Origin of the sequence: Pseudomonas sp. NPDC087639, assembly GCF_044743385.1 — a bacterium.
Taxonomy (GTDB): Bacteria; Pseudomonadota; Gammaproteobacteria; order Pseudomonadales; family Pseudomonadaceae; genus Aquipseudomonas.
In genome coordinates this window covers 78,772-90,951 of sequence record NZ_JBIUWI010000007.1, presented here as the reverse complement: position 1 = coordinate 90,951, position 12,180 = coordinate 78,772, and the positions used below count along the sequence as shown (strand labels likewise).

The following is a 12,180-nucleotide window of genomic DNA, read 5'->3' as shown; positions in this document are numbered from 1 at the left end:
TCAGGCGCGATTGCGCAGCCACTGCAAAAAGCCTTTCTTCGGCACGACCACCGGCTCGTCCTGAGTCAGGGCCTGGGCTTTGTGCAGCCGGTAATCAAGCAAGGTTTTCATGGCATCGCTGATATCGTGACGGGCATCCAGGCACGGCTTCAGATAGGTCTTTTCGATGCGGTACAAAGCGCAGAAGGTCTTTGCGGTAAACGTGGCGGGCACCGACGAATCGGAAAGAATGCCGGCCTCGCCGATCACTTCGCCCGGCCCCATGCGTCCGGACTCGAACGGTGCGCCATGGCGCATCAGTGCCACCGTAACCACGCCGGACTCAATGATGAACAGGTGGTCGCTGACCTCCCCTGCCCCCAGAATCTGCTCGCCGGCGCGGAAGGTTTGCAGGGTCATGTTCTGGCTGAAGGTGTCTTTCTCTTCCTGACGCAGGGTCGAGAAAATCGGCGAGCTGTCGAGCAATGCCCGTGGCCGCGAGAGATTGCCCGCCACGACAGGTTCGACGCTCGACAGCAGATTGACCCCGGATGCCTGCAAGTGCCGATACGCCAGATCGAACAACTGATTGCGCACCACACGCTTTTCGCCCATCGACGCGACGAAACCACTGATCTCGTACTCCGAACCGCTGCTGCCAGAACTTTTCAACGCCACACTCGGCGCCGGTGTTTCCAGTAATTGCCGGCAGCCTTGCATCGCCCGCTCCAGCGCATCGATCACCGAACTGGGTCGCGCATGCGGGCTAACTTGCACGCTGACCGAGACGCCGAACATGTTGCTCGGCCGACTGAAGTTGATGATCTTGGCCTTGGCCGCCAGCGAGTTGGGAATGACCGCCATGCTGCCCTGGCTGGTTTGCAGACGCGTGGCGCGCCAATCGATATCGGTGACCCGGCCTTCGGTGCCGTCGATGGAGATCCAGTCATCCAGTTGATAAGGCTTGGTGGTATTGAGCACGATCCCGGAAAACACGTCACTCAATGTGCTCTGCAAGGCCAGACCGACGATGATCGCCAAAGCGCCGGACGTCGCCAGCACGCCTTTGACCGGCAGATCCAGTACGTAGGCCAGCGCCGCAATGATTGCGATCAGGAAAATCACCGCACCCAGCAAATCCTGCAGCAACCGCCCGGTGTGCCCGACACGCTGCATCATCACTGCGCCGATCAACACCGTCAGGGTGCGTGCGCCGAACAGCCACCAACCAATCTGCAAACCGGTCGCCGCCAGATGCAGCGGCACGTTATCGACCCATGGCGCGGGCTCCATCGGGTTGAGGCCTTCGTTGAACAGCAGGACGCTGAATAACGTGAATATCAGTACTCGCACCAGCAGTTTCCACTCGCTGCCATGGGAACTGATCAGACGCCACAGACCGAGATCGAGCAGGATCAGGATCAACGCGCAAAACAACGGGTGTTCGCTCAGCAGAGACAGCATCAAACAACTCCGACGGGGGCCAATCGCGAGAAGATCGCACAGATTGGGGACAGTGTAGGAGTAATTGATTTCAGAGAACGAACACCCGCCAAAAAACACCGCAAAACCCAATGTAGAAGCAGCCTGCGGCAGCTCCTACAGGGTGAGTGTCAGCCGTGCATCCGGCCAAAGCGCCCGGACTGGAAGTCGGCGAAGGCCTGATGGATTTCCTGCTCGGTGTTCATCACGAACGGGCCGTGACCGACGATTGGCTCGTCGATCGGCTCGCCGCTGAGCAGCAACACCACCGCATCCTGGCTAGCTTCGAGGATGAGTTGCTGGCCATCGCGTTCGAACAACACCAGTTGCCCTTGCTCCGCCGATTCCTGTCCATTGATCTGCACCGAGCCTTTAAGCACAACCAGCGCCGTATTGCGGCCATCGTGCAGATCCAGCGTCAGCAACTTGCCAGCGTTCAGGCGCAGATCCCACACATCGATTGGCGTGAAGGTGCGCGACGGCCCCTTGTGACCGTCGAACTCACCGGCGATCAGACGCAAGCTGCCGGCGTCGTCCTTGAGCGCGATGCTCGGGATGTCGCTGTCCAGAATGGTCTGGTAGCCCGGCTCGGCCATTTTGTCCTTGGCCGGCAGGTTGACCCACAGCTGAACTATTTCCAGTTTGCCGCCGGTTTTGGCGAAGTTTTCCGAGTGGAACTCCTCATGCAGGATCCCGGAAGCCGCCGTCATCCATTGCACATCGCCCGGGCCGATAGTGCCGCCACTGCCGGTGGAGTCGCGATGCTGCACTTCACCGTCGTAAACAATCGTCACGGTTTCGAAACCACGGTGTGGATGCTGACCAACGCCACGTCGTTCGGTGGTCGGGGTGAATTCGGCAGGCCCTGCGTGATCGAGCAGCAGGAACGGGCTGATGTGTTTGCCCAGGTTGTCGTAGGAAAACAGTGTCCGCACCGGGAACCCATCGCCGACCCAATGGCCGCGCGGGCTGGTGTAGATACCGATGATGTTTTTCATGGTTGGCTCCAATTGGGTAAGTGACGCAATGGATTGAGCTTAAATCCATGACGATTAATGCACTAGACGGCAAAAACCGGCTTCATTGTTCTATCTGAAGAACAGTGAGCTCGCGGACAGATTCAAAACCGAGGCGACGCCATCGCGGGCAAGCCCAGCTCCCACAGGGATCTCCAGTGAAATCAGATTGTGCGAACACCAGAGAAACCTGTGGGAGCGGGCTTGCCCGCGAAGAGGCCAGCCAGACAACACAATTCCCGCAAAAGATTCATGACTTGTGATCAAAAGTGCTTTGCCACACCAACGGTTTTTCTCACGGATGCAGACGCGGATACTCCTGCCCATTCCCACTGCAACCCTGGAGTCGTCAATGTCTGTCCCCGCTTTCGGTCTTGGTACGTTTCGCTTGCAAGGCCAGGTGGTCATCGATTCGGTAAGCACCGCCCTTGAGCTCGGCTACCGGGTCATCGACACCGCACAGATTTACGAAAACGAAGCCGATGTCGGCGCGGCCATCGCCGCCAGCGGTATTCCTCGCGAAGAACTGTTCATCACCAGCAAGATCTGGGTCGCCAACTTCGCCAAGGATCGCCTGATCGCCAGCCTCCGGGAAAGCCTGGAAAAACTGCAGACCGACTACCTCGACCTGACGCTCATCCACTGGCCATCGCCGGAAGACCAAGTGCCGGTCGAAGAATTCATGGGCGCGCTGCTGGAAGCCAAACGCCTGGGCCTGACCCGACAGATCGGTGTTTCCAATTTCACCATCGACTTGATGAAACAGGCGATTGCCGCGGTCGGCGCCGACAAAATCGCGACCAACCAGATCGAGCTGCATCCGTACCTGCAAAATCGCAAAGTGGTCGAGTTCGCCCAGAGTCAGGGCATCCAGATCACTTCGTACATGACCTTGGCTTACGGCGAAGTGCTGAAGGATCCGCTGATCCAGCAGATCGCCCAACGCCTGCACGCCACCCCGGCGCAAGTCACCCTCGCCTGGGCCGTGCAATCGGGTTACGCGGTGATCCCGTCGTCGACCAAACGCGCCAACCTGCAAAGCAACCTCGGTGCCACGGCACTGACGTTGAGCGAAGCCGACATGGCGCAAATCGCCACGCTGGATCGCGGCCATCGTCTGACCAGCCCGAAAGGCATTGCGCCCGTCTGGGATTGAAGGCTCAGGCTCGAAGACGTTGCGCGAGGCTTTGCATGGCCTCGCGCAATTGATTGAGTGCCATGATCACCGCGACGGCTTCGGCCTCGCGGCAAGCCTGTTCAAGGTCTGCGCATGCCGAAACCACGCGCGCGGCACCGACCATCTGCGCACCACCCTTGATGTGATGAGCCAGCTCGCGCAGCCCTCCACGGTCATGCTCATGCCCCAGATTGTCCAGTCGTTGCAGATCGAGATGCAGGCTATTCAGCACTTCTCCGCGCAGGCGCTCGATCATCGATTGATCATTGCCGGCCATCTGCTCTAGCGTACTCAGGTCGATTTCTGTCAGAGCAATTTGTTCATTCGAGTCGACATCACTCTCGCAGTGGCTCGCGCCATTCAATGCCTGCTGCAGATCATGCAGGCGAATCGGTTTGAACAGACATTCATCCATGCCGGCGTCGAGGCAGCGACGTTTTTCCTCGATCTGCGCATTGGCGGTAAACCCGAGGATCAGGCAGGGTGGCCGACCGCTCGCGACCTCTTCATCACGGATGGTCCGTGCCAGTTCATAGCCATTGCGTCGCGGCATGTTGCAGTCGGTGATCACCACATCGAACAGCTGCGCACGCCAACGCTCCAGCCCTGAATGGCCGTCCTCGGTGTCGACCGTACGATGCCCGAGTTCACTCAACTGCCAGCACAGCAACAAACGGTTGACCGGATGATCGTCCACCACCAGAACGCTCAGTGAGCACGCAGTCGCACCCGACGCTTCAGCGGTGGCAGGCTTTTGTGCGAGTGCGTCCAACAGAGGCAACTCAAGACTGACTGTAACTTGCGTCCCGCAGCCAGGCTCACTGTCGAGGCGCACCGCGCCGCCCATCATTTCGCACAGACTGCGACTGATCACCAGGCCCAGTCCGGAACCGCTGCGCACCGATTGCGCGTGATTGCTCGCCTGCACGAACGGACTGAACAGCCGTTGCCGATCCTGCGCACTGATGCCGATTCCGCTGTCTTCGATAACCACTTTCACGGCCAGTCGCTCGGCCGACAATGGCGTCACACCAAGGCGCAGACTCACTTCGCCGTTTTCGGTGAACTTGATCGCGTTGCTCAGCAGATTCGACAGCACCTGCTTGAAGCGCGTCGGGTCAATCAACACATCGACGTCGCTGTACGCATCGAGTTCGATGTGCCACAGCAAGCGTTTCTGCCGCGCCAGCCCCTCGAACACCCGGCAGACCGATACCACCAGTTCACGCAGGTTCGCCCGTTCCGGGGCGAGGGACAAATGCCCGGTTTCAATACGCGCGATGTCGAGAATGTCGCCGATCAGGGCGAGCAGCTGTTGCCCGGCGTTGGACGCGACCTGAATCGCCAGGCGATCAGTCACCCCCTCTTCTGCTCGTTTCAGGGCCAGTTCGAGCATGCCGATCAGCGCGTTCATCGGTGTGCGGATTTCATGGCTCATGGTTGCCAGAAACGTGGTCTTGGCGCGATTGGCGTCGTCAGCCGCCTCTTTGGCCTGCTGCAATTGCTGCAACCATTGCTGCCGCTGGCGGATCTGCCGACGCTGAAAACCGATCCACCCCAGCGCCAGCACCAGCAAGCCCGCCGCACCGGCGAAGCCAACGAAAATCTCGCGACGATGACGCAGCCAGTAGTTGTCCTCCAGCACCACATCATGGCTCCAGCGCTCAACCAGTTCGTCCATCTGTTGCGGGGCAATGCTCAGCAGTGCCTTGTTCAGGATCGAATGCAGCATGAGCGCCTGCGGCGCTGTGGCCAGCGCGATACGGGCCGGTTGATCGCCGACCGTGCTGGCGATGCGCAGACGCTCGCGGTAATGCCGGGCGAGCAGGTAACGGGCCACCACCAACGAACTCACAACGGCATCAGCCTGCCCCATGGCGACCAACTCCATACCTTCGGCGGGGCTCTTGACTTCGATGAAGCGCAATCGAGGTACGCGCTCCTGCAGATAACCACGCAACGGATGGCCGCGATAAATCGCCAGGCGTCTACCCTCCAGATCATCCAGATTGCGCGGACTCTGCGCCGTTAATGCACTGACCAGCACAAACGGATTGTTCAGGTAGGCCCGGGTGAATTGCAGTTCGGTTTCACGTTCGCTGCTGGGCGTCACCACCGGCAGCACGTCCAGTTCACCCGCCTTCAGTTGCTCGATCTGACGATCCAGCGAATCCCCGCGCACGATCTCGAAATTCAACCCGCTGCGTTGGCTGATCAAGTTCAGCAGTTGCGCCGAAAGCCCGCTGAAGCGGCCATCGGCATCAAAAAAAGTCAGTGGCGCGAAATCTCCAATGCCGCCGACCCGCACCACAGGATGTTGATCCAGCCATTGCAACTCGGCGGCACTGAGTTGCACCCGGGACTGTTCGGCCATATCGGCAACACCGGCACTCCAGCGCTGCTCGATACGTTGTCGACGCTCCATGGGAATGGCCAGTAACGCCTTGTCGATGACGCGTTTGAGGCGCACATCGCTGCGCAACAACGCAAAGCCGAACGGATTGGCATCCAGCCCTGACGGCCCGGCCAATTGCAGGTCGTTGCGATAATTGGTGTTGATCAAGTAATTGGCACTGATGAAGTCGCCCAGATAAACATCATCAATGCCGAACGCCACTGCGCCGAGCGCATCCATCGCCGAAGAGTACCGTTGCACGCTCGCCTCGGGGTAGAACGCCTGCACACTCGCCAGCGGCAGATAGTCCTCGACCATGGCGACGCGCTTGCCTGCCAGGTCCACCGGCAAGGCTTCGTCGAGGCGGCTCACCAGCATCGGCTGATCCTCGGCATAGGCACGGGACAGAATGAATGCCGGGTCGGCCGACTCAAAACTGTTGGACGTGCCCAGCAGATCCACCTCGCCGCGTTTCAGCGCAGCCATCAATGCATCCCGGTCGGCAAAGCGCCGGACTTCGATCCGGAGACCGAGCAACTGGGCGAGCAGATCAGCGTAGTCGGCCGTGAGCCCCTCCAGTTCATGCTGATTGCGGGTGATTTCGAACGGTGGGTAATCCGGCCCGGAAATGCCCATGCGCAACACTGCGTGTTGACGCAACCATTGGCGGTCCGGTTCGTCCAGGCGAACCTGAATATCCTCCGGCCCGGCGCGGGTCAGCACTTGCAGCACTTGCGACGCATCCGTTGCCCCGCAGGTGGCCACAAGGCTCAGCCACATCCAGCAAACCCGCCCTGCGAGGCTCATGTTTGCTCGCTCAGATCAAATGATTGCGCTTGGCGAAATCGCGCAAGTGCACTGCTGAACAGACCCCTAGTTTCTTCATCAAACGGGTTTTGTAGGTACTGATGGTCTTGTGGCTAAGGTGCATGTCCTCGGCAATCGCCTTGTTGGCCTTGCCCTGCCCCAGTTGTACGAAAATGCTCAGCTCGCGATCAGAGAGTTGATCGATCATCTGTTTTTCCGTGGACTGCACTGCGTTCAACACGCTGACGTTATCCGGCAGCGCGCAAAAATAGGTGTAACCCGACATCACCGCTTGAATGGCTTTATGCAGTTGTTGCAACTGATTGGTTTTGGTCACGTAGCCCATTGCCCCGGCGCGTAAACAGCGCTCCTGGTAAAACAATGGGTCATGGGAACTGAACACCAGGACCCGGCAATCAAGGTCGTTGGCCCTAATCCGCACCAGCACATCCAGCCCATCAGGTGCCGGCAAATGCAGGTCGAGTATCACCAGACGGGGTTTGTGCTCGCGGATCAACGCCAGCACCTCATTACCATTGGAGGCTTCGTAGATTTCCTTGAACCCTTCGGCTTGCAGCACGATGCGGATGGCGGCGCGCACCACTGGATGATCGTCGACGATCAGCGCTGACTTCATGAGCACTCCCGGTGCAACAGTTAACGATGACCGCCGGTATGGGTTGATCCAGACTCAGTGGCTGCGCAGAGACTGTTACACGGAACGGCAAATGAAGCACCTGTCAGGTCTGACAGTTGCGATAAACGTTTTTCTATGCGTAAGCCCGGCGCTGCACGGGCCGTTGCTGCTGCAACTGGGGAACGTCGACGATCGACATCAAGTGCCAGATCGCCTGCGCACTGGGCAACTCCGCATGATTGATCTGCACGTTTTCCTGCGCGAAGCCTGAAACCACTTGCAGCGGCGCCGAGGGTTCGTTGTAGATCAACGCATGACGCACCTGTGGGTTATCGAGAAGAAAACCCAACAAATCCAGCGTGCCTGCTGCCAGTTCGGCGTTGATGATCACGACATCGAACGGTTCACACCCATAGTCCACCAGCGTCAGCAGCTCGGCGAGGCTCTGCACCGGCGCCACGCGAAAGTAGTCGAGGCCGTTTAGCAGACGCTCGATTTTCAGCCGGTGGAAATGCTGTGGGTCGGCGATCAGGATACGCAGGGCTTTATTGATCATGCTCGATCTCCTGGTGGTTACGATTTCGAGAAGCGGCAAGACTACGCAAGCTTCGTAACGGACTCTGTAGGACTATTCCTAAAAAAACGCTCATTGATCCGAGGCCTCACGATCATTGCGCCGATGCAGCCAGGCGAGAAAATCGTCCCCGGCCATCGGTCGCGCGTACCAGTACCCCTGCCCCTGCGTACAGCCCAACCCCAGCAATTGAAGGCGCTGTGCATCGGTTTCAATTCCTTCGATCACCACGGCCATGCCGAGGGTTTCGCCGAGCGCCAGGGTGCTGCTGATAGCCGCACGGCAGCGCGGTTCGTGCTCAAGGTTGCGCACGAAATCGGCATCGAGTTTGATTTCGTTGAACGGCAGTTGACACAAGCGTTGCAACGAGGAAAAACCGGCACCGAAATCATCAATGGACAAGCGGCAGCCCATCATGCGCAAGCGCACCAGACTTTCCAGGCTGGTAGCCGGCGCTTCCAGCAGGCCGCTTTCAGTCAGTTCGAAGGTCAGACTTGAACCGGGTGCCGCATGACTGACCAGAATGTGCCTGATGGCAGCCGTCAGATCACTGTTGGCGAGTTGAGAAGCCTGCAAATTGAACGCGATGTTCAACACAAAGCCTTGCGCCCTGGCACTGGTCTGCAAAGTCAACGCTTCATCTATTTGGCAAAACAGCAACTCGTCGAGCAAGCCGCATCGCTCCAGCACAGGCATGAACACCGCAGGCGGAATGATCCCCCTCGTCGGGTGCTGCCAGCGGCACAGGACTTCGACACCACAGACCTCGCTGGTCTGCAGATTGAATTTGGGTTGATACCAGGCCTTTAACTGCCGCTGCGCCAGTGCCTCGCGCACCGCCTCTTCGCTGGCCAGTGGGCTCGCGCTGATCGGTGACTGCTGGCTGACCGGTTTGGCAAGGGCCTTTTTCAACAAATCATGCAACACCTGCGCATCCAGCGGTTTACCCACATCGCCCAACAACTCCAGTCCGAGCAGCGTCACCATTTGATGCACCGCCCGACACAGATCCGCCGACAACGAGCTGCTGATGATGACCGACTTGACCTGCCCCGACGCACCCACCCGCTGCAAAAACTCCAGACCGTCCATGCCCTCCATTTGCAAGTCGCACAGGGCAATATCCACCTGCCCGACGGTCTCCAGCACCGCCAGTGCCTGGGCGCCGTCACTGGCCTCGAACACCTCTTGGCAGCCCAACGCCTGGAGCATACTCACCGCGACGGAACGCTGGAAAGTATGATCTTCTAGAACCAGGACACGGAGCGGCAAAGTAGGCATGGCGATCGACTCATCTCTTGAGGGGCAAGACAATTTTCAAAAATCAGAGGACTAAACACTCTAGGAAAGATCCAAAAATGTGTAGGAGTTTTCCTAAGCATTAAGAGACACCAGCACGGCGTCCAGGGACTGCCGGTCGGGCGTTCGAATCAGGTTCAATTGACGTTGCTGGCTGGCATAAATCGTCTCCGCCTTCGGCTGCCCTCGACGTGCGTCATGGATCAAACCGTGGCGGATTTGCGGATTGCTGAGGAAAAATCGCACCGGATCAATCCCGGTAGCCGCCAACAGTTCGCCGTTGATGATCATCAGTTCAAAGCCTTCGAAAGGATCGTGCGAGTAATGAGTCAGGCCAAGCAGCTCCCGAAAGGACTGCGCGGTTGTGAGCCTGCGGCAACCCAGTTCCTTGAGAGACTTCTCGATTCTGACACGCAGATAAGGCTGGTCTTCGGCGATCAGGATTCGCCAGCATTTGTAAGGCATGAGATTTCAACAATGGCGTGAAGATCAGAGCATGAGGCTCGGGTCAGGTCACGCTAACCAAAAGGCTCGACGATCTATGTAAGAAAGTTCTGAAAAGCGATCCGAATACTTCCGGAATCCCACAACAAAGCCGCGCCGGGACTACCCGACGCGGCCTTTTTTCTTACCAAAGATAGCGATAACCCAGGCTCACACCGAATGGCTGCTCGATACCGTTGCCCTTGGCGTACTCGGCATCCAGGGAAATCTTGCTTTTCTCCGTGACTTGCAACACGCCACCGAATCCGACTTCCACACGGCTACCTGGCAATTCGGCATCAAATTTATTGCCGTTGACGGTGACCTTGCCGCTACCCGCGTGCTCGGTAATGTAGGACGCTTTGACGTATGGCTGAGCTTTCATACCGTTACTCAGTTCCAGACTGCGACCAAAGAGCGAACCGACGCGACTTTGCAACGAGTCCAGATTATCGGTCTTGACCCGCAGACCGTTGCTGGCGGTATAGCTCGCCCCCTGGGTCTGGGTGGCCGTGAGTTCGACCTGCGGCTCAACGAACCAGCCATCTTTGAGCGCGATGCGTTTACCGATCTCGATGTCTGCACCGACACCGTTGGTGCTGTAGGAACCTTTTACCGACTCGCCCAGATTACTCGGGGTTTTGATGTCGTTATCGAAGCGGCTGTACTTCAACACGCTGTCGACATAGACGCCGTTATCGTTCAGGTAGGTGGCATAGATCCCGAACATGCGGCTGTCGATTTCACCCGAGGCGCCTTCGCCGAAGTCCAGATCCGAACGAGCCGTGCCGACCATTGCACCGACATAGACTTTGCCACTCTCGACAGCAAACGCTTTGTCGGCACCGATTTCCAGACCACTGACGTCCTGGGTGTAAGCACGGCTGGAGTGTTCGCTGACATCGAAGCGCTTACCGATAGCACGCGTCCAGATACCACCATCGTCCTGCCCCATGCGCAATTCGCCCAGACGTTTGACCAGCGCATTCATTTGCGCACTCCACAGACTGGCGCCTGCCGTATGCGCGGCGATGGCGGCGTTAGTGCCCTTGGAGAGGTTTTCGGGTCGTGGGTTGACCGGAGTCGGTGGCGTCACCGGATCCAGCGGGTTTGCTGGATCGACAGGTGTCACTGGATCGACAGGCGTTACAGGATCCACAGGAAGGCTGCCACCACTGGCCAGCACCCAGTCATCACCCTGTTGCTGCAAGGTGTAGCGGAACGCGCCGGCATCGACATGACCACCATGGAGTCCAAACTTCGCATTGCCGCCATTGGTGTCCACTAACACCAGACGTCCATCCATAGATGTCGGTTCGCGGCCCGAGTCCCCTACGATCAGCGTGTGATCGCCACTGGCCATTCCCGCGCCCTGCACCACCAGCAAGTCGTCATGCTGACTGGCAATATCGGTGTTCATCAAGATGCTGCCGCTGCCGGACAAAGCGTTGACCGTGAACGTCTTGAAGCTGCCATCAGCGCTCGGAACGAAGGCCAGGCTGCCGCCATTGAGGGTCAGGGAATCAACGGTTTTTACACCGTCCTCCATGATATTGACGGTGCCCCCCGCCTCCGCTACCAACCCATTGGCCTGTGCGCCCTGGTACAGGTTGATCCGCCCGCCATTGCTCACGGTGCTGTTGTTGGCCGTGGCGGTGTCATAGACACTCTGTAAGCCACCGTCGATGCGTGTATTGGTTGCCACCACGCCGCCGAGCATGCCCCTTTGCAGGCTCTGCTCTGCGCCGCTGTTGACCTGGGTGTCGTTCGCAACACCCTTATTGGTCACTACCTGCAGGCCGCCGTTGTTGATGACCGTGTCAGCAGCAGTGCCCATGAGCGTGACGGTCTGCACGCCATTCTGATTGATCACTGTACGGTTGGCCCGCCCTGTCGGGTTTTGCACCGTCTGCGCGCCACCGTTCAGAATTGTGTCGTTGGCCACACTGGCGATGCCCACCTTCTGTGAGCCGCCGGCATTGACGATGCTGCGGTTGGCGATGCCACTCTGAACATCCTGGACTCCGTTGACAGTAGCGTCATTCGACACACCGTTCTGAAAAACCGTCTGCGTCCCGGTGACTTCGATCAACGTGTTGTTTGCCGTACCGTTGGTGCCGATATTCTGCGTGCCACCGACCACGGTTTCACCATCGACTACAGCACCACTGTTAACGGATGAAGTGAACGCATTCGCGTGTGCCGGCAGCAACAGGAAGATGGCCAGGGCAAGGGGCGAAAGCGTCAGTGCTGGATTCTTTTTGGAGTTGATCGTCTTCATGTTCAGTACCTCATTCGTACTGCCGAGTCGGCAGTGGAAATGCCAATGGC

At 58.5% G+C, this 12,180-nt stretch carries 9 protein-coding genes; 1 reads left to right on the top strand and 8 read right to left on the bottom strand.

Annotation, left to right across the window (positions count from 1 at the left end):
• Both ACIOVB_RS05605 and ACIOVB_RS05600 read right to left on the bottom strand, forming a co-directional pair.
• Entirely contained in the window at positions 1-1,443 is a 1,443-nt protein-coding gene (locus tag ACIOVB_RS05605) for a mechanosensitive ion channel family protein (protein ID WP_187676911.1), read from the bottom strand.
• A 149-nt stretch (positions 1,444-1,592) separates the two neighbouring features.
• On the bottom strand, positions 1,593-2,459 hold the full coding sequence (locus ACIOVB_RS05600; RefSeq protein WP_401265644.1) for a pirin family protein: 867 nt from the start codon (positions 2,457-2,459) through the stop codon (positions 1,593-1,595).
• A 370-nt stretch (positions 2,460-2,829) separates the two neighbouring features.
• Between ACIOVB_RS05600 and dkgB the strand changes: the two genes are divergently transcribed.
• The gene (dkgB, locus tag ACIOVB_RS05595; RefSeq protein WP_401265642.1) at positions 2,830-3,633 is read left to right on the top strand and encodes a 2,5-didehydrogluconate reductase DkgB; all 804 of its coding nucleotides are present in this window, start codon (positions 2,830-2,832) and stop codon (positions 3,631-3,633) included.
• 4 nt (positions 3,634-3,637) lie between these two features.
• On the opposite strand, the gene ACIOVB_RS05590 is transcribed toward dkgB, so the two are convergent.
• The 6 genes from ACIOVB_RS05590 to ACIOVB_RS05565 form a co-directional block, all read right to left on the bottom strand.
• Positions 3,638-6,856: a transporter substrate-binding domain-containing protein gene (locus ACIOVB_RS05590; protein ID WP_401265639.1), complete on the bottom strand. Its 3,219-nt coding sequence runs from the start codon at positions 6,854-6,856 to the stop codon at positions 3,638-3,640.
• A 10-nt stretch (positions 6,857-6,866) separates the two neighbouring features.
• Positions 6,867-7,493 (bottom strand): response regulator, encoded by a 627-nt coding sequence (locus ACIOVB_RS05585; protein WP_401265637.1) that lies wholly within the window; start codon positions 7,491-7,493, stop codon positions 6,867-6,869.
• Between the two features lie 133 nt (positions 7,494-7,626).
• Positions 7,627-8,049 carry a chemotaxis protein CheY gene (locus tag ACIOVB_RS05580; RefSeq protein ID WP_401265634.1) on the bottom strand — a complete coding sequence of 141 codons (423 nt, stop codon included), beginning with the start codon at positions 8,047-8,049 and terminating at the stop codon, positions 7,627-7,629.
• Between the two features lie 90 nt (positions 8,050-8,139).
• Positions 8,140-9,348, bottom strand: a complete 1,209-nt coding sequence (locus tag ACIOVB_RS05575; RefSeq protein WP_401265631.1) for an EAL domain-containing protein — start codon at positions 9,346-9,348, stop codon at positions 8,140-8,142.
• Positions 9,349-9,441: 93 nt separating this feature from the next.
• Positions 9,442-9,831 (bottom strand): hypothetical protein, encoded by a 390-nt coding sequence (locus ACIOVB_RS05570; protein ID WP_187676904.1) that lies wholly within the window; start codon positions 9,829-9,831, stop codon positions 9,442-9,444.
• A 163-nt stretch (positions 9,832-9,994) separates the two neighbouring features.
• The gene (locus ACIOVB_RS05565) at positions 9,995-12,130 is read right to left on the bottom strand and encodes an autotransporter outer membrane beta-barrel domain-containing protein (protein ID WP_401265628.1); all 2,136 of its coding nucleotides are present in this window, start codon (positions 12,128-12,130) and stop codon (positions 9,995-9,997) included.
• Between the last annotated feature and the right edge of the window lie 50 nt (positions 12,131-12,180).

What these genes read in the sequence shown, in the direction of transcription:
- ACIOVB_RS05605 (WP_187676911.1), bottom strand. Translation starts at nt 1,443, where the DNA reads ATGCTGTCTCTGCTGAGCGAACACCCGTTGTTTTGCGCGTTGATCCTG.
- ACIOVB_RS05585 (WP_401265637.1), bottom strand. Translation starts at nt 7,493, where the DNA reads ATGAAGTCAGCGCTGATCGTCGACGATCATCCAGTGGTGCGCGCCGCC.
- ACIOVB_RS05570 (WP_187676904.1), bottom strand. Translation starts at nt 9,831, where the DNA reads ATGCCTTACAAATGCTGGCGAATCCTGATCGCCGAAGACCAGCCTTAT.
- ACIOVB_RS05575 (WP_401265631.1), bottom strand. Translation starts at nt 9,348, where the DNA reads ATGCCTACTTTGCCGCTCCGTGTCCTGGTTCTAGAAGATCATACTTTC.
- ACIOVB_RS05565 (WP_401265628.1), bottom strand. Translation starts at nt 12,130, where the DNA reads ATGAAGACGATCAACTCCAAAAAGAATCCAGCACTGACGCTTTCGCCC.
- ACIOVB_RS05600 (WP_401265644.1), bottom strand. Translation starts at nt 2,459, where the DNA reads ATGAAAAACATCATCGGTATCTACACCAGCCCGCGCGGCCATTGGGTC.
- ACIOVB_RS05590 (WP_401265639.1), bottom strand. Translation starts at nt 6,856, where the DNA reads ATGAGCCTCGCAGGGCGGGTTTGCTGGATGTGGCTGAGCCTTGTGGCC.
- dkgB (WP_401265642.1), top strand. Translation starts at nt 2,830, where the DNA reads ATGTCTGTCCCCGCTTTCGGTCTTGGTACGTTTCGCTTGCAAGGCCAG.
- ACIOVB_RS05580 (WP_401265634.1), bottom strand. Translation starts at nt 8,049, where the DNA reads ATGATCAATAAAGCCCTGCGTATCCTGATCGCCGACCCACAGCATTTC.